At 41.4% G+C, this 25,795-nt stretch carries 26 protein-coding genes and 1 rRNA gene; 9 read left to right on the top strand and 18 right to left on the bottom strand.

Translation table 11 applies throughout. The features are described 5' to 3' along the window. The 5 genes from AC2SLM_RS11765 to AC2SLM_RS11785 form a co-directional block, all read right to left on the bottom strand. Positions 1 to 204, bottom strand: a 204-nt coding sequence (locus tag AC2SLM_RS11765) for a helix-turn-helix domain-containing protein (protein WP_486552558.1), incomplete at its 3' end; no start/stop codon positions are given. Positions 205 to 316: 112 nt separating this feature from the next. Then, positions 317 to 787, bottom strand: coding sequence for a bacterioferritin (bfr, locus tag AC2SLM_RS11770; protein WP_486543568.1), 471 nt, complete (start codon positions 785 to 787; stop codon positions 317 to 319). An 81-nt stretch (positions 788 to 868) separates the two neighbouring features. Next, entirely contained in the window at positions 869 to 1,351 is a 483-nt protein-coding gene (bfr, locus tag AC2SLM_RS11775; protein ID WP_486554055.1) for a bacterioferritin, read from the bottom strand. A 567-nt stretch (positions 1,352 to 1,918) separates the two neighbouring features. Then, positions 1,919 to 2,128, bottom strand: a complete 210-nt coding sequence (locus AC2SLM_RS11780; protein ID WP_486554057.1) for a (2Fe-2S)-binding protein — start codon at positions 2,126 to 2,128, stop codon at positions 1,919 to 1,921. Positions 2,129 to 2,427: 299 nt separating this feature from the next. Beyond that, a complete protein-coding gene (locus tag AC2SLM_RS11785; RefSeq protein ID WP_486543565.1) occupies positions 2,428 to 3,069 on the bottom strand; it encodes a thiol:disulfide interchange protein DsbA/DsbL in 642 nt (213 codons plus the stop codon). 645 nt (positions 3,070 to 3,714) lie between these two features. Here AC2SLM_RS11785 and ubiG point away from each other — a divergent pair. The 4 genes from ubiG to AC2SLM_RS11805 all read left to right on the top strand — a co-directional run bounded on the left by ubiG (position 3,715) and on the right by AC2SLM_RS11805 (position 6,804). Continuing rightward, a complete protein-coding gene (gene ubiG / locus AC2SLM_RS11790; RefSeq protein ID WP_486554059.1) occupies positions 3,715 to 4,560 on the top strand; it encodes a bifunctional 2-polyprenyl-6-hydroxyphenol methylase/3-demethylubiquinol 3-O-methyltransferase UbiG in 846 nt (281 codons plus the stop codon). Positions 4,561 to 4,789: 229 nt separating this feature from the next. Continuing rightward, positions 4,790 to 5,497 (top strand): HAD family hydrolase, encoded by a 708-nt coding sequence (locus AC2SLM_RS11795; RefSeq protein WP_486554061.1) that lies wholly within the window; start codon positions 4,790 to 4,792, stop codon positions 5,495 to 5,497. Between the two features lie 59 nt (positions 5,498 to 5,556). Then, entirely contained in the window at positions 5,557 to 6,333 is a 777-nt protein-coding gene (locus AC2SLM_RS11800; protein WP_486543562.1) for a YciK family oxidoreductase, read from the top strand. Between the two features lie 204 nt (positions 6,334 to 6,537). Beyond that, a complete protein-coding gene (locus AC2SLM_RS11805) occupies positions 6,538 to 6,804 on the top strand; it encodes a DksA/TraR family C4-type zinc finger protein (RefSeq protein ID WP_486554063.1) in 267 nt (88 codons plus the stop codon). Positions 6,805 to 6,868: 64 nt separating this feature from the next. Here AC2SLM_RS11805 and AC2SLM_RS11810 read toward each other — a convergent pair whose 3' ends face one another. After that, positions 6,869 to 7,555, bottom strand: coding sequence for an exopolysaccharide biosynthesis protein (locus AC2SLM_RS11810; protein WP_486554065.1), 687 nt, complete (start codon positions 7,553 to 7,555; stop codon positions 6,869 to 6,871). Between the two features lie 28 nt (positions 7,556 to 7,583). Continuing rightward, positions 7,584 to 8,333, bottom strand: a complete 750-nt coding sequence (gene ompR / locus AC2SLM_RS11815; protein ID WP_486543559.1) for an osmolarity response regulator transcription factor OmpR — start codon at positions 8,331 to 8,333, stop codon at positions 7,584 to 7,586. Between the two features lie 535 nt (positions 8,334 to 8,868). Between ompR and AC2SLM_RS11820 the strand changes: the two genes are divergently transcribed. Continuing rightward, a complete protein-coding gene (locus AC2SLM_RS11820; protein WP_486554092.1) occupies positions 8,869 to 11,322 on the top strand; it encodes a Tex family protein in 2,454 nt (817 codons plus the stop codon). Between the two features lie 127 nt (positions 11,323 to 11,449). Here the strand turns inward: AC2SLM_RS11820 and AC2SLM_RS11825 are convergent, their stop codons facing one another. Further along, on the bottom strand, positions 11,450 to 12,241 hold the full coding sequence (locus AC2SLM_RS11825; protein ID WP_486554067.1) for a hypothetical protein: 792 nt from the start codon (positions 12,239 to 12,241) through the stop codon (positions 11,450 to 11,452). Between the two features lie 487 nt (positions 12,242 to 12,728). Continuing rightward, positions 12,729 to 13,982 (bottom strand): saccharopine dehydrogenase family protein, encoded by a 1,254-nt coding sequence (locus tag AC2SLM_RS11830; RefSeq protein ID WP_486554069.1) that lies wholly within the window; start codon positions 13,980 to 13,982, stop codon positions 12,729 to 12,731. Between the two features lie 553 nt (positions 13,983 to 14,535). On the opposite strand from AC2SLM_RS11830, the gene dapA reads away from it, so the two are divergent. The 4 genes from dapA to AC2SLM_RS11850 all read left to right on the top strand — a co-directional run bounded on the left by dapA (position 14,536) and on the right by AC2SLM_RS11850 (position 17,174). Continuing rightward, the gene (gene dapA, locus AC2SLM_RS11835) at positions 14,536 to 15,444 is read left to right on the top strand and encodes a 4-hydroxy-tetrahydrodipicolinate synthase (protein ID WP_486554071.1); all 909 of its coding nucleotides are present in this window, start codon (positions 14,536 to 14,538) and stop codon (positions 15,442 to 15,444) included. A gap of 122 nt (positions 15,445 to 15,566) precedes the next feature. Further along, complete coding sequence (locus tag AC2SLM_RS11840) at positions 15,567 to 15,914, top strand: hypothetical protein (protein ID WP_486554073.1); 348 nt, start codon at positions 15,567 to 15,569, stop codon at positions 15,912 to 15,914. 108 nt (positions 15,915 to 16,022) lie between these two features. Further along, positions 16,023 to 16,742: a phosphoribosylaminoimidazolesuccinocarboxamide synthase gene (gene purC / locus AC2SLM_RS11845; protein ID WP_486554075.1), complete on the top strand. Its 720-nt coding sequence runs from the start codon at positions 16,023 to 16,025 to the stop codon at positions 16,740 to 16,742. A gap of 120 nt (positions 16,743 to 16,862) precedes the next feature. Continuing rightward, positions 16,863 to 17,174, top strand: a complete 312-nt coding sequence (locus AC2SLM_RS11850) for an NGG1p interacting factor NIF3 (protein ID WP_486554076.1) — start codon at positions 16,863 to 16,865, stop codon at positions 17,172 to 17,174. Between the two features lie 38 nt (positions 17,175 to 17,212). Here AC2SLM_RS11850 and yjgA read toward each other — a convergent pair whose 3' ends face one another. The 9 genes from yjgA to rrf form a co-directional block, all read right to left on the bottom strand. Beyond that, positions 17,213 to 17,722, bottom strand: coding sequence for a ribosome biogenesis factor YjgA (gene yjgA / locus AC2SLM_RS11855; protein WP_486554078.1), 510 nt, complete (start codon positions 17,720 to 17,722; stop codon positions 17,213 to 17,215). A gap of 92 nt (positions 17,723 to 17,814) precedes the next feature. Then, positions 17,815 to 18,765, bottom strand: a complete 951-nt coding sequence (gene rapZ / locus AC2SLM_RS11860) for an RNase adapter RapZ (protein WP_486554080.1) — start codon at positions 18,763 to 18,765, stop codon at positions 17,815 to 17,817. A 133-nt stretch (positions 18,766 to 18,898) separates the two neighbouring features. Next, positions 18,899 to 19,765, bottom strand: a complete 867-nt coding sequence (panC, locus tag AC2SLM_RS11865) for a pantoate--beta-alanine ligase (protein ID WP_486543550.1) — start codon at positions 19,763 to 19,765, stop codon at positions 18,899 to 18,901. 114 nt (positions 19,766 to 19,879) lie between these two features. Further along, a complete protein-coding gene (gene panB, locus AC2SLM_RS11870) occupies positions 19,880 to 20,692 on the bottom strand; it encodes a 3-methyl-2-oxobutanoate hydroxymethyltransferase (RefSeq protein ID WP_486554082.1) in 813 nt (270 codons plus the stop codon). Between the two features lie 113 nt (positions 20,693 to 20,805). Next, positions 20,806 to 21,333, bottom strand: coding sequence for a 2-amino-4-hydroxy-6-hydroxymethyldihydropteridine diphosphokinase (folK, locus tag AC2SLM_RS11875; protein WP_486554084.1), 528 nt, complete (start codon positions 21,331 to 21,333; stop codon positions 20,806 to 20,808). Positions 21,334 to 21,488: 155 nt separating this feature from the next. Further along, positions 21,489 to 23,615 (bottom strand): polynucleotide adenylyltransferase PcnB, encoded by a 2,127-nt coding sequence (gene pcnB, locus AC2SLM_RS11880; RefSeq protein WP_486554086.1) that lies wholly within the window; start codon positions 23,613 to 23,615, stop codon positions 21,489 to 21,491. Between the two features lie 146 nt (positions 23,616 to 23,761). Next, on the bottom strand, positions 23,762 to 24,358 hold the full coding sequence (locus AC2SLM_RS11885) for a rhomboid family intramembrane serine protease (protein WP_486554088.1): 597 nt from the start codon (positions 24,356 to 24,358) through the stop codon (positions 23,762 to 23,764). An 84-nt stretch (positions 24,359 to 24,442) separates the two neighbouring features. Next, a complete protein-coding gene (locus AC2SLM_RS11890; RefSeq protein WP_486554090.1) occupies positions 24,443 to 25,447 on the bottom strand; it encodes a 5'-nucleotidase in 1,005 nt (334 codons plus the stop codon). A gap of 185 nt (positions 25,448 to 25,632) precedes the next feature. After that, a 5S ribosomal RNA gene (rrf, locus tag AC2SLM_RS11895) occupies positions 25,633 to 25,746 on the bottom strand. Between the last annotated feature and the right edge of the window lie 49 nt (positions 25,747 to 25,795).

Genomic DNA, 25,795 nt, shown 5'->3' on the forward strand with positions numbered 1-25,795 from the left:
GCTCTTTGGCGGTGTATTCCAGTCTAATGTACCATGTTTCCTAAGCCAAGTTAGGACGGTACTACGTCCTTGTATGCCATAGTGCTTTTGGGCTTGTTTGTAGGTCATGTCGCCTTTTTCTACTTGCCCTACCACAGCTAATTTAAAGCCGAGTGTGTAATCTTTCTGTGTTCGTTTAATCCTTGATCTTTCTGCTTTGTCCATTTATAAGCTTCCTTTTCGTAAACTTATTTTAGGACGGGACAGTTTTAACAAAAAAAGCCAACTTACGCATAAGTTGGCTTTTTATAATACTAGAATGATAAGTATCTAAATATTAGTCATCTATTTTTTCTTGAATATAATTTTCGATACCAATATCACGAATTAAATCTTGTTGTGTATCTAACCAATCAAGATATTCTTCATTGCCATCCTTAAGACCTGTTAAAATCTCACGTGAAACATAATCTCGTTTTTGCTCACACAAAGTAATTGCATCTTGAATTATCTTAAACTTCTGATCTTCAAGACGTAAATCACATTCAATCATTTCAGCAACATCTTCACCAATAAGCAGCTTTCCATAATCTTGTAAGTTTGGCAGTCCCTCTAATAGCAAAATACGCTCAATCAACTGATCTGCCCACTTCATCTCTTTGATAGACTGCTTATAAAAGACTTCATTCAATTCTTGAATATCCCAGTTTTTAGCAATACGTGCATGCAAAAAATACTGGTTAATAGCAACTAATGTCTGCCCTAACACCTTATTTAACGACAGAATAACTTCTTTATCGCCTTGCATAACCTTCTCCTACATTATTATTTTATTTGACGATGTCAATTCACTAGACTCACACTGCACTATTGATAATAGCGCACTGCGTTATTGCCCTGGAATGTCACCAATTTGACTTTGTAGGTAGTTTTGCAGACCGACCATATCTATCAAACGCAACTGTTTTTCTAACCAATGCGCATGATCTTCTTCAGTATCTTTTAACTGTTCGACAAGCATATCACGAGTCACATAGTCGTGCTCTTGTTCACAAAGGGCAATACCATCTTTTAGGTGTTGCTGAACTTTATACTCAAGTTCCAAATCAAGCTGTAGCATTTCAGGAACAGTGCTGCCTACTTTGATAGGATCAACCGTCATATCTGGTTTACCGCCAATCATTAGCAAGCGGCGAATAATAGCCTGCGCATGCAATGTCTCATCTTCCATTTCATGATGAATACGCTCATACAGTTTGCCGTAGTTCCACTCGCCATACATCTCTGAATGAATAAAATATTGGTCACGAGCGCCTAGCTCACCACCCAATAAAAAATTCAAATAATCGATAACTTTTTGGCTGCCTTGCATAGTCTTCCCCTGATGTTTCATAACACTTTTAATTTATCTCAACACCACAAAATACCTTTAAGTAAATATTTCACACTGCCATTGAGATTGAACCTGTCAAAAGTGACAGAATAAATAATATCTTGTCGTCAACACGCGATAAATAGAAACCAAAAAACACCCAATACTGGCGCATTTTAAAATAACTGCCATTGAGTTAAATTTTTATTTCTCTCTGATTATTCGCTAAATGATTATAAATAATTAGTGCGGCTGACTTTGTTAGCAATATAATAGCAAACTAAGCACACTTAAAAGTATTTATTTAGAACTGGGAATGGAAGGACAATAACGAATAAGAAACACTTACATCTGCAGGGATATAAATAAATATAAGCAATAAATCAGGCGTTAAGTAATGAAAAGAGCAAACGCCAAATTACGTATTGCCAGATTGGCAACAACTGAGCCGTTCATAAAATACATAACATTTATGATAGTAGCAGTGAATAAAGAATGGGTCTTTTTAGGAATCTTTAGGAATCTTTAGGAAACAATCATCTAATAAGTAGAATAAGACACCTACTCTTATACAGCATAAGCCAACTGGCTAACCAGATCACTGCCTACAGCCGTGGCATGATGTTCTTCGATATAATCATTAACCATTGGCTCACAGCAACCACAGCAAGTCGCTACATCAAGTGTGTCTTTAAGGGCGTCCATAGTGTCAACTCCTGACGCTAAGGCTGCTTTGATTTGACGGTCTTTCACATTATTACAGATGCAGACTATCATTTGGGTATCCTTATGTTAGAAGTGCATAACTCGCCACTTAATGATTTAAATAAATAACAAGGGTTAAAAGAACTTAATAAACATGATAACGATAACGGTTATTATTTACAATAGGTTTTATTATCTAACTTACAAAATAATAATGTTAGGACACATGAGATACGAATAATGCGCTACAGTCTAAATAATAGGCAAAAAAAGGACCAAGCCATAAGACTCAGTCCTCATCAGTAAAACCATCTAGTCAATCATTCCAATATTAGGACAATTTATTCAACTTGTTTTAACTGATCTTTCTACTATTTACCTGCTTTTAAATCAGCCCGTACTTTCTTCACTAGGTAATCGACCACTTGTGGCACTTTGGCATCTTCACCTTGAACCACATATTTACCATGAACCACAACCGCTGGTACACCCGTCAATTGATAGCGTTTTGCACCTGCTTTAGAGCGTGCAACTTTGGTGCTGACCGCAAATGAATTGTATAGGTTGTTAAACTCTTTTTGATCTAGGCCTTGGCTTGCGTACCATTTAGATAGAGAATTCTGATCAAATAAACGCTTGTTGTCTTTGTGAATCGCATCAAACAGCTTAGTATGCGTCTGATCTTCATAACCCATTAATTGAGCGGCATAGAAACCACGAGCGTTCACTTCCCACATTGGGTTTAGCGCAGCAGGTGATTGTAAGAAAATCACATCGCTTGCTTTGGTTTTTGCCCATTTATGCATGTGTGGATCTAAGTTGTAGCAATGTGGGCAACCATACCAAAAGAATTCACGAACGATAATATTGTCGCCGCTGATTTTTTCAGGATTATCTAATACCTTATAGTCTTTACCAGCAACATAATTCGCTGCTGATGCAGGAAAAGAGGCTAAGCCGATGGCGGCTACTAGTGAGGCTAATGCAAAGCCCCGTTGAGAATTAAACTTCATCGCAATTCCTTAAGAATATTTACAGTATAAGTAGGGTCTTTTTCTGATATTAATCTAGCCAAACCTAAATTAAGCTTAACCAAGCATCCAAGGATGAGGAAAATACAGCTAAGCAGAACCGGTCACAAAATGCGTATACAATAAACACATCAAATGACTTCCTGCTGTGCCTATTTGTTTGCTAGGCGTATAGAGGAAACCACTGGGACTTATTACAGACTACCCTATGATAGCGCATTTTATGCTGTCATGTGAACCGCCAGCCCCTATCAAACCTTAACAAAAGGTTAAATAACGGTTGTAACATTGTCAGTACGTTTAAACAGAGCTTTGGTTGTCATTAGTATTTCGATTTCCATAGGGTTTGCACCGCTTAAGCCTCATATATTTAATATTACCGTGTAAACCGGTCATTCTCAAATACTAAGCGTCTATCTATATTGCAATGACATAACTAATTGACTCATTAAAAAGGTAAAACGTACTAGATTAAAGCGATTTGGAAGATTTTAAGAGCCTTTATGGAGAGCGTTATTGTTGCATAAGTACTAACTATCAAAGATGCCCTATTTTATGAAGCGTGGTAATATAAGGTATCAAACAACACCTCTAATAACGACAATACATTAAGATTTAGGATAACTCATGACTCAGACTACCTCAGAAGTCGATACCACTATATCTGCATCAAATGACACAGCTACTCAAGCCAATACCAATACTTTAAATCAAAACAATGAGTCATCATTTAATAGTGAGGGCGACTTAGGCAATAATGTCGATATGAGTGAAGTCGGTAAGTTCACTCAGCTTGCCAGCCAGTGGTGGGACAAACAAGGTCCTTTTGCGACATTGCATGAGATTAATCCGCTACGCCTAAACTGGATCGAGGAAAACGTTGTTCGCTATACCGGAAGCGGCCTGACGGGCAAAACTGTATTGGATGTCGGATGTGGCGGCGGTATCTTAACTGAATCTATGGCACGCCGCGGCGCAGATGCCACTGGCGTTGACTTAGGTATTGAGAACCTAAAAGCAGCCAGTGTTCATGCCCAGCAAAGCGGCCTAACGGATACTTTAAGATATAAGCACATTGCCATTGAGGCGCTTGCTGCCGAGCAGCCAGAAAGCTTCGATGTCGTGACTTGTATGGAAATGCTAGAGCACGTTCCTGACCCCAATCAGATTGTTCAAGCCTGTTATGATCTGTTAAAACCTGGCGGCGTTTGCGTACTATCGACTATTAACCGCAACCCGAAGTCTTATTTATTTGCCATTATCGGTGCAGAATACGTATTACGACTGCTAGACCGTGGCACACATGATTACGCTAAATTTATTACCCCAGCAGAACTCGATAAGATGGCCATTAATTCAGGCTTTAACCGCCAAGACTTGATTGGCCTACATTACAACCCAATAACCAAACGTTATTGGTTGGCTCAAAACGTCGATGTGAACTATATGATGGCAGTGATTAAACCTACCTAATGCAGCCTTTATTATTATCAGCTGTTATTAAGTTGGCTAATCAAAACACAATTAATCGTCACCTTTATTCAAGCTTATGAAATTCAAGCTTATAAACTAATTTTTGCTCTATAACAAACTCGACTCGATAGCCTGCCTTGTATTTGGCGATAAGCCGAACGCTTATTATCAATACAGTGCCGCTATCGTTATTAACCATTCAAATTAATCATTTATAAAGTATAAAACTATGTCAAAAAATTATGTCAAAGCCGTACTGTTCGATTTGGACGGTACCTTAATCGATACTGCCACAGATTTTATTCGTATTATTCAGCGTATGTCAGAGCAAAATGGTTGGCAAGTACCGCCAAGCGATGCCATTCGTGAACAAGTCTCTGCCGGCGCTGCAGCTATGGTAAAGCTGATGCTGACGTATAACGACCAGCCTATTACTGAAGAGCAGGTTCAGCAGTACCGTCAGCAGTTTTTAGACGAATATGAATCAGATATCTGTGTCGACAGTCGTGTCTTTCCAGAGCTAGATGCGCTGCTTGATTTTTATGATAAAAACGGTACCCCATGGGGCATCGTTACCAACAAGCCACGCTATTTATCGACGAAGCTTTTAGACTGCTTAAATCTGACCGATCGCTGTGCGGTTTTGGTCTGCCCAGATGATGTGTGTAATACAAAGCCAGATCCTGAGCCAATGAATCTTGCTTTAGAGAGATTGGAGCTGCCTCGCGGTGTTGCCAACAGTGTTATCTATATCGGTGATCATATCCGTGATATTCAAGCCGGTAATGCAGCAGGCATGACCACAGTATTGGCAGGTTATGGTTACATTCCACCAGAAGATAAAGACCGCATGAATACTTGGGGCGCAGATTACACTGCTGATACACCCAAAGCTTTGGTTAAATTGATGCGCTCTAAGTCTTTTGACTATTTATAAAAGCCATTTATAACATTTTATCCTAATATCCTATTTAATAACTTAGACATAGTGACCTTATGACTCAAACTCCGTTAACTCATGAACAGATTCGCAGCTTCACCCCCACCCCAAACTGCTTAGAGGGTAAAACTATTTTAGTCACTGGCGCAGGTGCTGGTATCGGCCGTGTTGCTGCCCTGACCTATGCGAAATATGGCGCAACGGTTTTACTATTGGGCAGAACATTAAGTAAGTTAGAAGCGGTTTATGATGAGATCGAGGCGGCAGGTGGCAAACAGCCTGCCATTATGCCGATGAATCTAGAGACAGCCAGTTACAGCGATATGCAGCAATTTGCCAATTTGATACAAACGGAGATTGGTGAGCTACACGGCGTACTACACAATGCCAGCTTATTAGGCGCGTTAACACCACTTGAGATGTATGACATCGTGACTTTCGAACAAGTCATGCGTGTCAATACTACCGCTACCTTTATGTTGACTCAAGTGCTAATGCCACTGGTGAAAGATGTCGATAATGGCTCTTTTGTGTTCACTAGCAGCACTGTGGGCACCCACCCAAGAGCATTCTGGGGTGCTTATGCATTATCGAAGCAAGCCGTTGAAGGTATGAGCGATATCTTTACTCAAGAGACTCAGAATACAACGACGCTGCGCTTTAACTGTATCAACCCTGGTGCGACTCGTACTAATATGCGCGCCCACGCCTATCCTGGTGAAGATCCCAATACCCTTAAAACACCAGAAGATTTGATGCCTGCTTATGTCTGCTTAATGAGTGATGCCAGTATCGGAGTTCGTGGTCAGGTTATAGCGCTACAGCCAAAGTAATTGCTATGTTCGGATTAGGGCTAAAGGTTAAATTGACTATTTTACATTCTGATACGGCTTGATACCGCGCCCATACAAGACTGCCCCAAGCCACTCCTTGAGCATTAAAGGGCTAAGCCTCATAATTTATTCCTATCAAACGAAATAACTTAGATTAAACACCTTTTATTAAGTGAGAGGTTTAATCAACAATAGGAGTAAATTATGGCCGGAGGATGGGCACGAGACGGTGCAGAACATGAACAGATGGATGCCACTGTTAATGATGCGTTAGAGCGAGCAAGACGATCTCTACCAAGTGGCGAGAGTTTAGCGTTTTGTGATGAATGTGGTAATCCAATTCCAGAAGCACGTAGGCAGGCTCTACCTGGTGTACAGCACTGTGTACACTGTCAAGGCAAATTAGAAGCCGAAGCCAAATCGCAAGAATTGTTTAACAGACGTGGTAGTAAAGACAGCCAGCTAAGATAGTGGCTATCTTTTTTATGGAATGAATATTTAGAGAGACAAGTTGCAAAGCGGCTTCTAAAAGCTTTTAGCCACCCATTATTTTCGTAATTAGGAAATATAGTGTCGCAAGATTCAATAGTAATGCAGCGACTGTAAAGTAACCGTCTTTAGTAATCAGTCCAATCGCAAACAAGATAATAGAAGTTGCTGGAATCATTACCGCAAAAGGAACTGCTTCTAGCGGTATCATCGATAAAGCGGCTAAAATACACACCCCTGCAATGACCTTTTTAGCACCTTCAGACGACAACTGCTGCAAACGAGGTTTAGAAATTTTATCGATTTTTGTGGTCACCTTACTTGCGATATTAACGCCTTTCTCAAGCTTCTGCTTATCAAAATCAATCTTATTAATAAAGTTGGGTAGCCAAGGTTGGCTTTTACCCATAATCATTTGCACGCTTAATAAAGCAATCACCACCCCGCAAACAGTAGGTACGCCAGGAATGCCGCCAGTTGGCATCACAGCGATTAACGCAGGGCCAAACAGTAAAGGGCCAAAGCCACGAGATTCAAGCGTTTCCATAATATCGCCGATACTGGCTTTACCCGTCTCTTTATGCGGCTCAATCTGTTCTAAGACATCTGTTAAGCTATCGTCAGAGCCACCTTGTTGTGAACCTTGACCACCCGCCTTTACAGACGAGTGGTCATTATGAGTACTACCTTTACTGTTTCCTATATGCCTCTCTCCTTGAGAATCATCTTTCATCGTCCACTCCGTTTCTTATTTTTATTGATTATTTACCGTCTTCTTCATCAGGTACGAATACATAGCCCACACCCCATACGGTCTGGATATAGCGTGCCTGTGATGGGTTATCTTCAATCAAACGGCGTAAACGAGATACTTGAACGTCAATCGAGCGCTCCATGGCACCCCACTCTCGGCCACGTGCTAAGTTCATCAACTTATCACGCGTCAATGGCTCACGTGGATGCTGAACCAAGGCTTTGAGCACTGAGAATTCACCTGTGGTTAAGGTTACTAGGTTGCCATCACGTTTGAGCGTACGAGTCGATAGATCAAGAGTCCAAGGACCGAATTCCACGACTTCTACTTGTTGAGAAGGCGCACCAGGTAACTCGCGGCTATGACGACGCAAGACGGCTTTAATACGAGCAAGCAGCTCTTTTGGGTTAAAAGGTTTTGGCAAATAGTCATCTGCTCCAGCCTCTAGTCCCGCAATTCTATCGCTGTCAGAGCCTTTTGCCGTCAACATGATGATTGGGATATCACTGTTATCTTCTCTTAAGCGCTTACAAATACTGATACCGTCTTCACCAGGCAGCATTAAATCAAGCACCACAAGCGAAAACAGCTCTCGCTGCATCAGCTTATCCATTTGGCTACCATCATGCGCGGTACGCACCACAAAACCATCATCTTCTAAAAAGCGCTGCAATAACGAGCGAAGCCGTGCATCATCATCAACGACCAAAATACGATGAGTTAGGGTGTCAGTATTATTGATTTTATTGTCTAGCATAATATTTTCCTATTGTTCTACATATCTTTATTATTTAATAAATTCAGTTATGATTTAGTGTATAAGATTACAGTTGAAATTACACCCACATTACAGTGTAATGCTGTATGTGTTTGTTAACTTAAGCAGCTGATATGGCACTAACACAAACGCTTGAGCTTACCAAATAGATATTCTTGCAATTTTACTTATAAAGTCACATGGTTTATAAAGGTTAGCTTACATTAGCCAATTTAGTTTCTCTATCAATCACCAGACTCTTAAATGCGTTTTTTAGTGAATAAGTATTGAGTCTTGATAAGTAATAACGGTAATATTTAAGCGTATCAACGCATTATAGAGACAATATTAGGCCAAAAATCTAACCACACTGTAAAACATATCAACATAAATCGGCAAAAGCGTTTTTATTGGGCTAGCTTTTGCTATAATGCCTGCCACATTTATAAACTTCGATACGGATATGAACCAAACCGATATTAACACTCAAAACACCACTTCCAGCCAAAACACCTCTGTTTTGTCCGCTGATGTCATTGCTAACATTCATAACAAGCTTGCAAAAGAGTTGGGTATTAAGCCTACGCAGGTCAATGCGTTTGTGAAGCTTTACGACGATGGTGCGACTGTGCCGTTCATCGCCCGCTATCGTAAAGAAAAAACACAAGGCTTGGATGACAGCCAATTACGTGCGCTTGAAAAGGGTCTAAATTACGAACGTGACATGGCCACACGTCGCGCGAAGATTTTAGAGCTGCTGCAAAGCCAAGGGAATCTAACTGAAGCACTGCAAGCACGTATCGAAAAAGCCACTTCAAAGCTTGAGCTTGAAGACATCTATCTGCCTTATCGCCCTCGCCGCCGTTCACTAGCTGCCAAAGCACGTGCTGCAGGCCTAGACGTTGTTGCTGATAACCTCTTAAACAATGAAGTAACGCCGCTTGATGCATTAAGCAGTTATACCCTGCCAGAAACCATTACTGATGATACGGGTAATGAGATTGATGTTGATTTCTCAGATACTGAGAAGCAATTGGCCGGTGTTGAAGCCATTATCATTGATAACTGGACTCAAGAGCTTGAACTACTTGATAACTTGCGTAGTGGCTTTGCTAAAACTGCCACCATTAACTCAAGCCTTGCCAATGAAGAGAAGCGTGAAGTTGGCGAAAAATTCTCTGATTACTTTGAGCACAGTGAAAGCTTGGCTCGTCTGCCAAATCATCGCCTACTTGCCATGTTACGTGGCCGCCAAGAAAATGTCTTGGTATTAAAAGTAGAGGGTGAAGATGCTCCATTTATCGAAAAAATCATTAATAAATTTGAGATTGATGCCAAGCAGCCTACAGAACGTCGTGAATTTTTACTAGAAGCAGCCAACAGCTTGTGGAAAGATAAATGGCGCCCTCATATCGGGCACCGTTTATTAACTGAAAAGCGTCTAGCCGCAGAAGCTGATGCGATTGATGTATTTGCCAATAATTTACAACACTTATTGATGGCAGCCCCTGCCGGTCGTAAAGTTATCTTAGGTGTTGATCCAGGCATTCGTCATGGCGTTAAAATGGCCGTTATCGATGCTCAAGGTAATGTGATTCGTGATGACTCAGATAAACCTGCCATAGCTACCGTTTATCCTTTTGCACCAGATAACAAAATGGATGAAGCAAAAGATACTATCTCTGCGTTATTAAAAGCACATAATGTTGAGCTTGTGGCCATAGGCAATGGTACCGCAAGCCGTGAAACTGACGCGATGATTAAAGCGGTTATTGATGCTGATGCTGCTATCAAAGCAACAGCTGTTGTGGTTAATGAATCAGGTGCTTCTGTTTATTCAGCCAGTGAGCTTGCCAGTGATGAGCTTGCTGATTTAGATGTGTCTATTCGCGGTGCCGTCTCTATCGCACGCCGTCTACAAGACCCATTATCTGAGCTTGTGAAAGTTGAGCCTAAAGCCATTGGCGTTGGTCAATATCAGCATGATGTTAACCAAGCCCAGCTATCGGATAGTCTAGATAAAGTTACTCAAGACAGCGTGAATGCGGTTGGTGTTGATGTCAACACAGCAAGTCCTGCTATCCTAGCCCACATTGCGGGCTTAAACCGCAACGTGGCACAGCAAATTGTTAATTACCGCAAAGAGCACGGCGCCTTTACCAATCGTGAACAGCTAAAAGATGTGCCACGTTTGGGCGTTAAAACCTTTGAACAAGCCGCTGGTTTCTTACGTATCCGTGATGGCGAAGAGCCATTAGATGCCACCGGTGTGCATCCAGAGAGCTATGCACTGGTTAAAGAAATACTAGAAAAATCAGGCAAGCAGATTACTGACGTTTTAGGTAACGAGAACGTGATTAATGAGCTTGCTGTGAATGACATAGAAGCGGCAAACGATGACAACATCAGTATCGCTGCTATTAAGCAAGAGCTTGCTAAGCCTGCACATGACCCGCGTCCTGAGTTCAAGACCGCTCAATTTAGAGACGACGTAAATAGTGTGAGCGATTTAGAAGAAGGTATGCAGCTTGAAGGCGTGGTCACTAACGTTACTGGCTTTGGCTGCTTCGTTGATGTCGGTGTTCACCAAGATGGTCTCGTGCATATCTCTGAGATGGCTAATGACTTTGTTGAAGACCCAATAAACTTAGTTAAGCCGGGCGACATCGTTACGGTACGTGTTATCTCTGTTGACGAAAAGCGTGGCCGTATTGGCTTTAGCATGAAATCAGAAGATGCGGCACCTGCCAAACGTCCTGCAGCAGAGAAAGGTAGCGCAGATAGTAAACCTGCCTCAAGCAAGGCTAACAAACCGGCATCGACTCAGCGCCGTAACAGTAGAGCAAAGCCAAGCAGCACTAAGGGCAGTCGTTCTAATGCTGCGGATAAGACCAAGCCAAATAAAGCCAACAAACCAAAAGCGGAAGAAAATAAAATCGGCTCATTGGGTGCGCTGCTTAAAGAAGCCGGCCTTAAAAAGACGCGATAGTCTCGTCTTTTAAACAAGCAACTGGCTTTATAGAGTTAAATATTAGAGTAATAAAAAAGGGGTAACCAATTGGTTGCCCCTTTTTATGCTATTAATTTTTTATACTAACAACTAAGCTCTCTTGTCATTATCGACGTGGTGCATCAGCGTCTGGTACAGTATATACCGGTACTTCTTGAGGCTGCTCAACACGATTTAAAATACGTTGGTTGGCTTCTTCGCCAACAACGACAGCATTGTTTCTTCTGTTCTCAATGGCGACTTTAGTACCTGTGTTGGTTTCTATACGTCTTACTTGATCACTTGGCACCATAATTACTTCTTTTACATGATACGTCGTAGGACGGACTGTACGACGTTCAGAGACGGTCACAGCTTCAACGCTACGTTCTTCTGCGATATTAAGCTGTGCTTCTGGCGCTTTCATTTCGCTAACCACAGGTGTTGGGAACTTGCTGCTGAAGTGATTATCACACTGCTGCATGGTAATACGAACAGGATTACCATTACGGTCACGATAGACGTTCACTGACATATCAGGTGAGATAGGCACATATTTACCTACTAATTCGCCTGATACACCATAACGACCATTTGATTGACCCACACCGCGGTCACAAGCACCAGCACTATATTCTTTGGTTTGAAGTGATGAATTATTGGCAAAGCTATCCGGAATGGTCACTTCTGATAATTTCATTGTTTTAACTGAGACTTCACCTTTTAAACGCTTAGGCTGCTGATAAGTATAAGGCTTATAGAATTTAGCATCGCCTGCTTTTACGGCAGCAACACATTCATCATAGCTGTCATAGCCTACATTACCATGGCTATCTTTGGTTATAGCTGCATTTGCAGAGGTTGCACATAAGGCAACACATGAAGCAATCATTGTGGCAGTAAGCATATTAAGTTTCATAAAGTATTCTCCAAAATATAGTGATAAAAATAATAAGAGGATAAAATGTATTTATTTTTTATTGTCGCTATTTTTACTTAATTAAAATGAGCGCTGAGCCATACCACTCCTTAATAAAAGCGCATTAGATAAATAAATAATTCGACTTATCTGACTGTAGATTTTTGGTGATGGCAAAGTCGTCGTACAGCAAATATCAGTTGCTCATTTAAGAATAAACAATTCAGAATATTTAAGACGTTTAAGTACACTAACAAAATGTATCTCTATGTATCCTCGTAACACTATGAAACCTTACTTAAACACTCTTATCTAGTATATTGCTAGTATTCTCTGCTAAATACATAGTCAAATTTATTTAATAGTTTAGGGCTAAGCGCCCTCTGCCTAAATCAGTATCAAAAACAAAAAGCCTCGCTATATTAATAGAGAGGCTTTTGCCTAGTAGGAATAGTAGTGTGTCATTCAATCAAAAAAGAAATAAATCTTAGCGAGCGATTCTGTCAAACTTAATACCAGCATGTTTTTCTAATCGCTCAATCAGCGGCTCACCCATTGCAGAAGCGGCTGTCCAGAATCCACCTTCAACATCATCTTTACTGATATCTTGCAGCAAGCACAGCGCACTTTGCGATAGCATCTGACAAGTACTACCATAGCCTGGGTCTTTATCGCCAGTGACTTTAGTACGTATCTGATGCGACTTATTGGTATAGCCAAAGAAGCGAATATCAAAATAACCATTGTCACGCTCAGACTTAGAAGGACCCTCACCAGATTTCGGTAGAATACGCTCATTAACCAAATCACGACTTGGCTTGAATATCATGCTGGTAGCAAATCCTGCTAGACCTGCGGTCATCGCATAGCTAAATACGCGACCTTTCATACCTGCCGGCATCCAGATTGCTTCATCATATTTGAATAAGCGGCCATACTCATAATCACGTAACTGGTTGCTGCGGTGCACGATACGAGTATTAATCGAGGCCATGATAAATGGCGCTAGCCAGCGTTCATTCTCTGCGTCCCACTTAGGTGTGTTGACATTTTGCTGACGGATGCTTGGGGCGTCATCATCGTCATTTAAAATATAAGGATTGGCCAACTGCTTACGGCGAGATTTATTTTTACCAACCTCTTCAAAGATTGTCGCCATTGACGCAAAGGTACCGCCAGACAGACCGCCCTTCGCCGCTTTTACGCGCATATTAATAGTATCGCAGTATTCGCCAAATTCTTTTTGAGCACATTTTTGAGTAAATAATACGCCCAAATCAGAAGGGATTGAATCAAAGCCGCAAGAGTTGACGATACGTGCGCCTGACTCTTTGGCTGCCTTCTGGTATTTATCCATCATATCTTTGATAAAGATAACCTCACCGGTTAAGTCCACATAATCGGTGCCATTATCAGTACAAGCCTTAATTAACGGCTCGCCATATTTTAAATAAGGACCAACGGTTGAGATAATAACCTTAGTTTGCGCTGTCATTTTATCTAAGCTGTCTGCATCTTCACTATCAGCGATAATGGTTGGTAGATTTTGATTACCAATATCTTTTTTGACTTGATTGAGCTTCTCCTGATTCCGTCCAGCAATTGCCCAGCTAACGCTCTCTTTGCTGTCATTATCTTCACTGGACAAAAAGCGCTGCAAATAATCGGCGACCAATTGCCCTACAAAGCTGGTTGCCCCATATAACACAATATCAAATTTACGATTGTCAGTATCCATCATTATTAATCCTTTAAATTTTGGTTTTACTTACTGGTTTTATTTATATAATCTAGTGACTTATTATTTTGTTAAATAAAAAATCTGTTTACTGCGATAGAGTCTCTTAATTTCTATCTTGGTTTCTTAGTTAATTAAACCATAGCACTGCCCTACACTAAATTGTATTTTGTAATATTGGTCTAAGCGCCTCTGTATCGTACTTTATTTAAGGTTAATCAGTGGCTTTATCGCTTAATCTGTTATTAAACAGCAAAACTAAGTATCGCTATGCTACATTTAAACGTAAAATAGCTTGGTGATTGCGTCAGGGTGAATGTGCTACACTAATTGCAATTTTTATGAAGGGAATGGGTCAGAAATCTTTGGTCAAGCAATAAGATGACTCACTTAGCTTTTCATTCATTTATAGGCACAATGCGCTTATAAACGGCTTTTCATTCCTTTAAATCATTGATTGTTTAGCAAAACGCCTTCAAATACTCTCTCATAGATGGAGAGTCTTCTTTTATAGACCAATAAATACGCTAATTAGTTGAGATAATAAGGCAATATTATGAGTAACCCCTATTCTGATTTTCAAACCCAATTGCAAGGCTCGATGGTTGCCTTAGTTACACCGATGCATCCAGATGGCGAGATTGATTATAATCGTCTTGCTCAGCTGATTGATTGGCATATCGAGCAAGGTACGCATTGTTTGGTTGCTGTTGGCACCACAGGCGAGTCAGCTACTTTGTCTATGCAAGAGCACAGCGATGTGATTCGCTACTTTGTCAAACATGTTAATGGCCGTGTTCCTGTTATTGCAGGTACCGGTGCTAACAATACCAAAGAGGCGATTCACTTAACCTCTGAAGCCAAAGATGCCGGTGCTGACTGCGCATTGCTAGTTGCGCCCTACTACAACAAGCCGACTCAAGAAGGGTTATATCAGCACTATAAAGCCATTGCCGAGGCTGTAGATATGCCGCAAATGCTTTATAATGTGCCTGGCCGTACGGTTGTAGATATCGCTCAAGAAACGGTTGAACGCTTAGCGGACTTCGATAACATTGTTGCTATCAAAGATGCTACCGGTTCAGTAGAACGTGGTAAGCAGCTTATCGAAGCGGTTGGCGAGCGTATGGTGGTACTCTCTGGCGATGATGGTACTTCACTTGAGCTAATGCAGCACGGCGCTAAAGGTAATATCTCGGTGACCGCCAATATTATTCCTAAAGCTATGAGCACTATCTTTGAGGCCGCATTAAAAGGCGACTTTGACGCAGCCAAACAAGCGCACGACGCAATTGAGCCATTACACAAATTGATGTTTGTTGAATCAAGCCCAATTCCCGTAAAATATGCGCTAAATAAAATGGGCAAAATCGAAAAAGGCATCCGTTTGCCAATGGTATGGCTCAATGAGCAATACCATGCTGAGGTAGATGCCGGCTTACGTGCTGCAGGATTAATTGATTAACCTAACAACTCTGTAGTATTGACTAATATTGTACTATCGATTGAATCATTGTACTTTTGAATAGGGTTGTTGAATCTAGAAGCTAAAACATATAGATATCAACAACTGACATAGGAAAACCCATGCGCCAATTACTATCATCTAGAAAATCACCGCGACTCATGCCAGATACATTACGTACCGCTTTTCAGGTCGCTATTATCGGTATTAGTAGCGTTGCTGTATTATCAGGGTGCCAAGCCACTAGAGATCTATTTGGTCGAGTCGATGATGGCACCCTCGATTACCAAAAAGCAGAAAAGCTTGAGCCCTTACAGCTGCCTGCTGATAAAGAAACTGCTCCTTTCGTGCCGCTCTATCCAACACCGCACGTGGGCGTAAATACGATTGATACGGAGAACAAATCAGGCCAACGCTATGATTTACCGCCGCCTTATCGTCAAGTACCCGTTAGTGAGCAGGCTAATTAATCTCGTTTAAATCGATTAACGTTACTTATCATTGTCTCTTATTTCTTTCATAACCCTTTTTAGTTAACCGGGTCATCCCCCTTTAACTACTTGCATAGGACTGACATCATGCAATTTCAAAAACAAGATTTACTTTACAAAGGCAAGGCTAAGTCTGTCTATGAAACAGATAACGCTGATTATCTGATTCTACATTTCCGTGACGATACCTCTGCTTTTAATGGTGAGCGCGTTGAGCAGCTAGGCCGTAAGGGACAAGTAAATAACCGTTTTAACGCGTTTATCATGCAAAAACTTGATGAAGCCGGTATCGAAACTCATTTTGAAAAACAGCTTTCTGATGATGAAGTGCTGGTTAAGCGTCTAAACATGATTCCTGTAGAGTGTGTAGTTCGTAACTTTGCAGCCGGCAGTTTAGTACGTCGTCTTGGGCTAGAAGAAGGTCAACCATTGACACCGCCTACTTATGAGTTATTCTTTAAAGATGATGCTCTAGGCGATCCTATGGTTAATGAATCATTGTCTGTATCTCTTGGCTGGGCGACTAAAGAACAGCTTGATAAGATGAAAGAGATTACCTTTAAAGTTAACGATGTGCTGAAAGAGTTATTCGCTGCTGGCGGTTTAATGCTGGTAGACTTCAAACTTGAGTTTGGCGTGTTCCAAGACCGCATCGTGTTAGGTGATGAATTTTCTCCAGATGGCTGCCGTATCTGGGACAAAGAAACTAAGAAAAAGTTAGATAAAGACCGTTTCCGTCAAAGCTTAGGCGACGTGATTGAGTCATATGAAGAAGTCGCTCAACGTATTGGCGTACCATTAAGCTAATCAATGAGTGCTGTTTGCTTAAACCCAAAAAGCTGACTATGATTGATTATAGTCAGCTTTTTTCATTATCTAAACGCTTATTAAATCTTTGCCCATCAGATACCTCAAGGATTCATATTTATGTATAAATTGACCGTATTTATCCCAGATACTGACTTAGAGAAAGTAAAGTCTGCTTTATTTGCAGCTGGTGCAGGACAGATTGGTCATTATTCTAATTGCTGTTGGCAAGTCCAAGGAACAGGTCAATTTATGCCGCTAGCAGGCAGCAATCCACATATTGGTGCGCATAATAAGGTTGAACAAGTTACCGAATGGCGAGTAGAAATGGTCGTGGCTCAAGATAAAATAACTGCGGTTATAGGGGCATTAAAGCAGGCGCACCCTTACGAGACGCCTGCTTATGATGTGATTCAAGTTATAGATATTTAGATTGCTAGCTAAAAATATCAAGTCGACCAACAATCTATTTACGCTAACTGAGTTAAAATCGCTACTTCTTTGATATAGCTCACTAGGTCAGCCTCTGATTCAGCAAGAAGCTCGTCATCGTTCATATGCTTTGCATACTCAATCCATAATAACAGCTGATAAACGCTGTTGCGTTCTGCCGCTTTAAATTGTTTGCAAAACTGCTTTAGTGTGCCTTCATCGTTTATATTTAAACGGGTATACCAACCTTCAATTTTAGCCGCTTGCTCATTACTAAAACGGGTTTGGAATAAAGCATCCACAAGTGCATGACGGTCTTCTTCACTAATCAGTTTACCCACACGCTTGATTTGACGATTACGGGCATTTGCGCTTGTGATATCAGTTAACGACATCAATTCGTCTAAAAAATATTCAGAAGCAGGTAGTTTTTTCATCTGCTTTTTGGACAAGCCAGCCAATGGCTCTGCAAGCTGCTGCAAACGCTCATGTGCTTTTTTTAGTTCAGTGCGAGAAACTCGCATGTCATGTTCGGACCAATCAATCATATAACTCTCAAATTATTAATAAATATAAATATGTACTGGTGTGTCTATCAAAGCAGAATGATGCTTTTAATTTTTAAATAAAGGGCAATTTACTATGCCTGCCAACGTGATTTCTCTCTGTGCTTAACGATTACTTTAAGCTCTTTTGGCAAGTTTTCACTGAGTGTCTTATTAAGCTGCTCAGTGATATAAACTGAGCGGTGCTTACCGCCAGTACAGCCAATTGCTACCGTCACTGTATGACGGTTATTATGCAAAAACTCAGGCAGCCAACGTTGTAAAAAGCTTTGAATATCACGCTGAATATTATCGACTTCCGGATATTCAGCAAAAAACTGAATCACCTCATCGTCTTTCCCAGTTTTACTACGTAATTCAGTATGCCAATGCGGGTTGGGCAGTATACGGACATCAAATACAAAGTCTGAATCAATCGGTAGCCCATATTTAAAGCCAAACGATAGCAGGTTAATGGTTATCTCATTGTCTACACCGACATACTCACGTACCCGTTCTTTAAGCTGATGAATATTTAGCTGACTGGTATCAATAATGATATCTGCATTACTTGAAATAGGCTGTAATGTGTCCGCTTCTTTCTTAATCGCATTTGGTAGATTACTGGTGATGTTGGTACTGGTTGTCATCAGCGGATGCACACGACGAGTCGCTGCAAATCGAGCCACCAACACCGACTCTTGAGCTGTGACATATAATACTCTTAGACTGCCTGAACCATAAGAGTCAACCAATCTGTCGCGAATATGCGCAAAGTTAGAAGAGTCTGCCTGTAGCGTCCGAATATCCACACCAAGAGCAAGCTTAGTAATACCGCCATCTTGTGTTAGCTTAATCACTGCCTCAGGAACCAAAGATAATGGCATATTATCAATCGCATAATAACCAAGATCTTCTAATATATTGAGTACTGATGTTTTACCAGAGCCAGAGCGTCCTGAAACGATAATAACATCAATACCAGCGCCTGATAATGCACTATAATCGATACTTGTGCCACTTACCTGAGATTCATTTTCCAGCATATATGACGCTCTCCATACCGACAATACGATTTATTATTATTGCTTATAGGTGTAATCTCATTGAGATTCGCTGAGACTAAGTATAGGTAATATACCTAGCCTTATATATACTGTGTTACATCTAATATACTTTTTAAGTGACTATTGTTAATATTTGATTATCAAGCAGGCGTGCTTTACCTAACCAAGCTGCAGTGACGATAACCAAGTCTTTATTAGCTACTAAGTCTGTTACTTCTGATAAATCTTGATTTTTAACTTCTAGATAATCAACTTTGAACCCTTGGCTATTGATACGCTTTATGCTGTCATCAATAAGCTCATGGAGCTGTTGTACATTTTGAGCAGCACCCTGTTTTAATTTTTCTGCAAGGCGGCTGACCTCTTGATTAAGCGTGGGCGCTATTTGACGTTCAGACTCAGTTAAATACTGATTGCGTGAAGACAATGCCAAACCATCGTCAGCACGCACGATGGCACCAGATAAAATATCAATATCATAGCTTAAGTCACGTACTAGCTGCTTGATAATGGCCAATTGCTGATAATCCTTTTGACCAAAGACAGCGATGTTTGGCTGTACGATATTAAATAGCTTCGTCACCACAATACCTACACCATCAAAATGCGTAGGACGTGTCTTGCCGCACAGCTGTTGACTGATACTACCTGCCAGTACTTGCGTCGGTGGCGGCATCACTGGATACATATCCTCTACTATCGGCGCAAAGATATAATCCACCGCCGCCGCAGTTAGCTTCTCGGTATCCGCTTTAAGCGTTCGTGGATAACTGTCTAAATCCTCGCCCACACCAAACTGAGTTGGGTTAACAAATATACTAACCACCACGATATCTGCATGTTGTTGTGCCAATTTTACTAAAGATAGATGACCTTCATGCAAATTACCCATGGTCGGTACCAGTGCGATGGTCTTATTCGCACGTAATGGGTTTAACGTCTCACGTACGCTACTAATCGAAGTTAATGTTTCAGTCATGCTCGGCATCCAAATTCAAGCCCAATATATTTATTTTGTACGCTGCCATTATTCTATTTCGATTTAACAGAATGATTTAAATCAACAAAGAAGATAAAACTATTTGTGCTTAGCTTAATTAAACTGATGCTCTGGCTGCGGGTAACTGCCTTCAATAACGGACTGGTGGAATAAAGCAAATGCGCCCTCAACACTTCCTGCATATTCGCTATTTTTATTGCGCTCATCGGTCAAAAAGTCATGCACAAAGCGTGCAGTACGTCCATGCGTGACTCCAAGCATGTCATGCATCACCAATACTTGGCCATCCGTATCAGGACCAGCACCAATACCAATAACAGGAACATCGACAGATTCAGTGACCTGTTTTGCCAGTGAGGCAGGAACACACTCGAGTAAGATAAGCGCTGCACCGGCCGCCACAACAGCCTCCACGTCAGACATAAGCTTAGCCGCGCTGTCCTCTGTTTTACCTTGTACTTTGTAGCCACCAAAGACATTAACTGATTGTGGTGTTAAACCCAAATGTACACAAATTGGAGCGCCCGCTGCAGTTAATGCAGCAACTGACTCGCTAAGCTCGGCTCCGCCTTCTAGTTTAATAACATGCGCACCGGCTTGCATTATTTTACGTGTATTGGTGATGGTGTCCTCTAATGTGACATAGCTCATAAATGGCAGGTCTGCCATAATTAGCGCATGCTGGTTGCTACGTGCGACATTTGCTGCGTGATAGGCAATATCGTCAACCGTTACTGGCAGAGTAGAGTCATGACCTTGCACCACCATGCCCAAGCTGTCCCCAATTAAAATGGTATCTACTTCTGCATTTTGCATCATTTTGGCAAACATCGCATCGTAGCACGTCAGACAACTGAATTTGCGCCCTTTTTTTTTGTACTTCTTTAAAGTAGATAAGGTAATCATAACGGGTCACTCAAGAATCATGTAATATTAAGAGAATAAGGCTGATATACCACACCTGTTGCCTTCAACCTCCAGCGAATACTTATAGCCTGGCACAAAAAGATAAAGTGACCTTAAACTGAGTCGCTAGGTAACTGGGTTAGCCCTGTCCAATCCTGGCTATAGTCAAAATCAGTAATGACTGTATTACCAATGATTAGATTAGGATTTAACTCTTTCAAAGGAATAAGCACAAAGTTTCGCTGAGTAATACCAGGATGCGGAACGGTTAATGTAGGAGAGTTAATAGACTGATCGGCATATAGCAACACATCCACATCCAAGCTGCGCTCACCCCAATGACGTAAACGCACTCGCTGCGCTTCTTGCTCAAGCTGTTGGCACAAAGCCAATAGCTCGTAGGGGCCTAAGGTCGTATCAATCTCAGTAACTGCATTAATAAAATCCGGCTGATCTTGTGGACCCATCGGTTTCGAGGCATATAAAGATGAGGCGCGCAATTGAGTAATGGCCGGATGAGACTTTAGCCGAGCAAACGCACGGTAAATATGCTCATTGGGCGTGCCAAGCTCATTGGTCAGGTTACCACCCAACCCTAAATAACAACGATGTGATTTATCTGGTTGTGACGCTTGCGCCATCTTGTTATCCGCCTGTACTTATCTATTAACTTTCAAACCAAACTATTACTATCAACCAACTTAAAACTGCTACTGGCTAACCTAACGCAAATACCTAAAATTAAGCCTTAGCGAGGTTAACCCTGTAGCAGTTTTAAAGAAGCCATAGCGACAAGCTATGCCCTTTCACTCACACTCACGGTTGAGCTTGGCTCACGCCGACGACGGGTGGCGGGCACACGATCGCTTTTCGGTATGACTTTATCAACAATCTCACTGATCGCTTTAGCATTTTTCTGGCTAACGCTTTGAGCAGTTGCCTTTTGAGGCTGCTCATTTGAGACTTCCGCCTTCGATTTGGCTTTAGATTGTGCGGTGCGCTTCGGTTTGGATTGCGTCTGAATTGCAGTCGTATCAGCATCAACTGGTGCCTCCGCAACTAACTTCTTACGCTCCTCTTGAGCCTTATCTTTCTGGGCTTTACCTGCTTGAGCCAATTCAGATTGAGAAAGCTCTTGAGTTGGCTGACGGCGACGACGTTTACTTGGTACAGGCTCTGCTTTTGGCAATAAGACTGCCTCTACTGTAGGCGCGGCTGATTTATGAGTGTCTTTAGACTGAGCGCTGCTTTGATTCGATTTAGTCATCACATCGCGCTGCTCAGCTGCTTGCTTAGACTTATGGCTATCACTTCGAGCTGACTTATTAGCCTGAGCCTGTTTCTCCGCATTTTTAACGCGAGATTCAATGTCAGACTGGCTTGGCACCTGTTTAGCCATCTTATCAGCATTAATGGTAAACAATGGCCTTGGCTGATTGTCCTTCGGTGCCTGCTCTCCTGCTAATTTACCAAGAGATAGCTTTTTGAGCTGCGCGCGCTCTTCGGCATAATGCGGCTGTTTGTTGTTGGCTGCCGTATTTTGTGTTTGAGTATCTACCTTTTGCTTTGGCGGCTTGGCCTCATAATGATTATTTGGCTTCGCCGTATTGCGATTATCAGGCGTATTAATAACAGGCTCTTTCTGACGATTGCGATTACGCGTGCGATTACGACTTGATTTACTGCTGCCACGGCGGCTATCACCGGCAAAGTCATCAATGGCTTGCTGTTTTTGTTTTTCAGACAGTGTCTGATAGGTCTGCCACCACTCACCCATACCATTGGTAGATTCTGACAATGGGTTCGATGCATCATCACACTGTTCACGCAGCAACAAGAAATCAAAAGCTGCACGGAAACGCGCATGCTCTGCTAATTGCGGAATCTGCTTCACACGAGGATTGGCCAGTTTTGGCTGCATCATCCAAATATCTCGGATAAACTGCTCAGCAAACCGTGGAATCGCTGTTTTAATGCGTTGACGATCAATAACCTTGCTTGCCGCTTGTAACTGCGCATCATGAAATGGCATGTTCTTTTTCTTGAACTTCGCCAACTGATGTAAATAGTTATCCCATAACAAAGCCGCATAGAAGAAAGCTGGGTTAATACTCTTACCTTGTGCAATGCGCTTGTCAGTATTAATAGCAACTTGAGAGACCAAAGCGGTTGGCTTTTCAGGCGGATAAATAATCAGATGCTTAATAGCACCGTATTCAAATAATAGCGGTAACAGCGGTACTAGGTAGCCACCGGTGAACATCTTTTGTGATTCATCATACAAACGATGCGGAGAGACTTGTTCTAACAGCGCCCAATTATCATCATGGAACTGTTCTGCTAGCGCCTCATCAAAATTAAAGCCTAACTTAGCTTTGAAACGCAGAGCACGCAGCAAACGTACAGGATCTTCTTCAATACGCACTGGCGCATCGCCTAATAAGCGTAAGGTTTTGTTCTTAATATCATCTAAGGCGTTGCAGAAGTCATGTACTATACCTTTGATAGGCTGATAATACATCGCATTAATGGAGAAGTCTCGACGAGCAAAATCCTGCTCAATATCACCCCAAACATTATCACGAACGATCATACCATCGCTGGTCGTATGAGCATCACCACTTGGCGGCGCACGGAACGTTGCCACCTCAATCATGTCTCGACCAGAATACACATGTGCTAATTGGAAACGGCGACCAATAATACGGCAGCGCTTACCAAAGATATCTTTTACCTCATGTGGTCTCGCATCAGTTACAGCATCAAAATCCTTTGGATTTAAGCCCAAAAGCGTATCACGAACCCCGCCCCCGACGATATAAGCATCGAAGCCACCTTTATTTAAGGTCGCAATCACTTCAATAATTGAATTGGGTAAATCCGCCTTACTTAACCCTAACTGCTTGGCTGAACGTTCTGCCATGCATCTACTCCCTACAAACCAACAAAAGCCTATATTTACTCGGACAATTTATCCATAATAACCTAAGGCATATATGAGCGTTAGTGTAACAAATTTTCAAGGCTGTTGCCTGACATACTCACGCTTAGCTACATTATTTAAAAGTACTAATAACTGGCCGTATAATAATGCTTAGAATTAGCCCCAATCAATAAACCAATACACAGTCCACCAAAATGTGCTGCAAATGAAATCCCCGTTTGTGGCATCAGACCTTCTTTCAGAATTAGCCAATACGTGGTACCCATCACAATACAGGCAATCAGATAGCCCCAACGTTTAGCAAACACAGCACCGCCAATCATATAACCCAGCATAGAGAATATAAGACCTGATGCCCCTATATGAATAGAGAATGGAGATCCTAGTCCCCAAGTCATCAACCCCGAACCAATAATTAGCTTAACCACAGTACGATAAGCATTGCGTTCAAACAGTCCAAATAAGAACAATATCTGCGCTAAAACAATCGTATTACCCGTTAAATGAGCAAAGTTACCATGCATAGTCCACGAAGAGGTAATACCTATCATGCTGCCTAAACTTAGTGAGCGCGGAACAATGCCAAATGAATTCCAAAGATTAAATAGTATCGTACTATTCAAAAAATACATTACCCAGATAGGAATAAATACAAAGCCATATAAGCCAAACACTTGGCCAATACGGTGTCTGATAATACTAAATAATCTTCGCCAATTCATAATTTTTGCCACATAATAAGCATAGAATAGTTCACCTTTTTAAAAATAAGAAGTATAAAAACAGAATATTATTCTAGTAATGAACTAATCAGAATTCGTCAAATGCCACGTATGCGAATTAAGTTCTGAAGTCGAATGATAAGGCACCAATGCGGTAGGCACAAAATCACGAGCCGCTTCAATATGCTTAATTGAATCATCAAAAAAGATATGCGGTGCAAACGTTTTTAATACGGCTGTTTTTTCAAGTCCTCCTAAGAAAAAGGCCATATCAACGCTGACGCCCCACTCACGTAATGTTTTAATAGCACGTAAATCAGCTGGTGCATTCCGAGCAGTCACTAGCGCAATTTGAATTGGCTGTCGATCCTCCAAGGTTACTAGACGTTTTTGCAACAAAGAAAGCTTAATGAGCAAATCGGCATACGGTCCTTTCTCGATAGGCAAATCTGTCATTTCAGCTTCTCTGTCATGAAAGGCCTTTAGACCCTTCTGTTTGTAAAGCAGCTCACCGGAATCATCAAATAATACAGCATCCCCATCAAAAGCAATACGTAATTGATTAGTATCTAAGGTCAAAGTATTTACCGGAGTGGCATCCAAAATGGCACAAGCACAGACTCTAGCATCGGTAACGCTTTGAGCATCCTCACGATTGGTCGTCAAAAACAAATCAACATTAAAATCAGCAATATAATCAGCAACATTACCACCAGAGATGAAGGCAGAGCGTGTAATACTTAAACCTCGCTTGCGTATCTCATTTAATACTTGTATCCCTGTTTCAGGAGAGCTCTTAGAAACGATAACCACTTCTACTAGTGGTGAATCATTACCGTATTCAACTGAGGTATTCGGTGGGTTCTGAGCGCACTGATTTAAGTTTAATATTGCTTGTATTAGAGGGAAGCCAGTGCCTATTGATAAAGGCTCATTTTCACGCTGCTGCATAAAGTCACGAAAAATTCGCGCAGCTGTCGCTGGGTCCTGATTGATAAGTTTTTCGCGATAGGTTTCTGATTCAGTTAAATCAAAAAGCGCAGTTGCAGAGATTGCAACGATGAGGGTATTGGATAAATCAACAGCCATAATGCTACTCTTTATAATTTAACATTATTCTAACATTAATTTTAAAACACGCTATAGGCTGCTCTGTTACGCAGTGATTAAATAGCGTTATTTAGCTTAAAGTAAGACTTATAATAGCTAAAAATCCCTCATAAAGGAAAAAGCCCCCATTCAAATTAATGAATAGGGGCTTTTAAGGTATAGGGAGCTGACGATGACCTACTCTCACATGGGCGAACCATACTACCATTGGCGCTACGATGTTTCACTTCTGAGTTCGAGAAGGGATCAGGTGGTTCCATCGTGCTATTGTCGTCAGCAAAGGGGGTATAGATATGAGTTGGTTAAGGGTTAGCTTAACTTGGTTTT

The organism is Psychrobacter sp. CX16 (assembly GCF_057396245.1).

Excerpts from the sequence above, each read along its gene's own strand:
- bfr (WP_486543568.1), bottom strand. The coding sequence starts at position 787 with ATGCAAGGCGATAAAGAAGTTATTCTGTCGTTAAATAAGGTGTTAGGG.
- bfr (WP_486554055.1), bottom strand. The coding sequence starts at position 1,351 with ATGCAAGGCAGCCAAAAAGTTATCGATTATTTGAATTTTTTATTGGGT.
- AC2SLM_RS11780 (WP_486554057.1), bottom strand. The coding sequence starts at position 2,128 with ATGATAGTCTGCATCTGTAATAATGTGAAAGACCGTCAAATCAAAGCA.
- AC2SLM_RS11785 (WP_486543565.1), bottom strand. The coding sequence starts at position 3,069 with ATGAAGTTTAATTCTCAACGGGGCTTTGCATTAGCCTCACTAGTAGCC.
- ubiG (WP_486554059.1), top strand. The coding sequence starts at position 3,715 with ATGACTCAGACTACCTCAGAAGTCGATACCACTATATCTGCATCAAAT.
- AC2SLM_RS11795 (WP_486554061.1), top strand. The coding sequence starts at position 4,790 with ATGTCAAAAAATTATGTCAAAGCCGTACTGTTCGATTTGGACGGTACC.
- AC2SLM_RS11800 (WP_486543562.1), top strand. The coding sequence starts at position 5,557 with ATGACTCAAACTCCGTTAACTCATGAACAGATTCGCAGCTTCACCCCC.
- AC2SLM_RS11805 (WP_486554063.1), top strand. The coding sequence starts at position 6,538 with ATGGCCGGAGGATGGGCACGAGACGGTGCAGAACATGAACAGATGGAT.
- AC2SLM_RS11810 (WP_486554065.1), bottom strand. The coding sequence starts at position 7,555 with ATGAAAGATGATTCTCAAGGAGAGAGGCATATAGGAAACAGTAAAGGT.
- ompR (WP_486543559.1), bottom strand. The coding sequence starts at position 8,333 with ATGCTAGACAATAAAATCAATAATACTGACACCCTAACTCATCGTATT.
- AC2SLM_RS11825 (WP_486554067.1), bottom strand. The coding sequence starts at position 12,241 with ATGAAACTTAATATGCTTACTGCCACAATGATTGCTTCATGTGTTGCC.
- AC2SLM_RS11830 (WP_486554069.1), bottom strand. The coding sequence starts at position 13,982 with ATGATGGATACTGACAATCGTAAATTTGATATTGTGTTATATGGGGCA.
- dapA (WP_486554071.1), top strand. The coding sequence starts at position 14,536 with ATGAGTAACCCCTATTCTGATTTTCAAACCCAATTGCAAGGCTCGATG.
- AC2SLM_RS11840 (WP_486554073.1), top strand. The coding sequence starts at position 15,567 with ATGCGCCAATTACTATCATCTAGAAAATCACCGCGACTCATGCCAGAT.
- purC (WP_486554075.1), top strand. The coding sequence starts at position 16,023 with ATGCAATTTCAAAAACAAGATTTACTTTACAAAGGCAAGGCTAAGTCT.
- AC2SLM_RS11850 (WP_486554076.1), top strand. The coding sequence starts at position 16,863 with ATGTATAAATTGACCGTATTTATCCCAGATACTGACTTAGAGAAAGTA.
- yjgA (WP_486554078.1), bottom strand. The coding sequence starts at position 17,722 with ATGATTGATTGGTCCGAACATGACATGCGAGTTTCTCGCACTGAACTA.
- rapZ (WP_486554080.1), bottom strand. The coding sequence starts at position 18,765 with ATGCTGGAAAATGAATCTCAGGTAAGTGGCACAAGTATCGATTATAGT.
- panC (WP_486543550.1), bottom strand. The coding sequence starts at position 19,765 with ATGACTGAAACATTAACTTCGATTAGTAGCGTACGTGAGACGTTAAAC.
- panB (WP_486554082.1), bottom strand. The coding sequence starts at position 20,692 with ATGATTACCTTATCTACTTTAAAGAAGTACAAAAAAAAAGGGCGCAAA.
- folK (WP_486554084.1), bottom strand. The coding sequence starts at position 21,333 with ATGGCGCAAGCGTCACAACCAGATAAATCACATCGTTGTTATTTAGGG.
- pcnB (WP_486554086.1), bottom strand. The coding sequence starts at position 23,615 with ATGGCAGAACGTTCAGCCAAGCAGTTAGGGTTAAGTAAGGCGGATTTA.
- AC2SLM_RS11885 (WP_486554088.1), bottom strand. The coding sequence starts at position 24,358 with ATGAATTGGCGAAGATTATTTAGTATTATCAGACACCGTATTGGCCAA.
- AC2SLM_RS11890 (WP_486554090.1), bottom strand. The coding sequence starts at position 25,447 with ATGGCTGTTGATTTATCCAATACCCTCATCGTTGCAATCTCTGCAACT.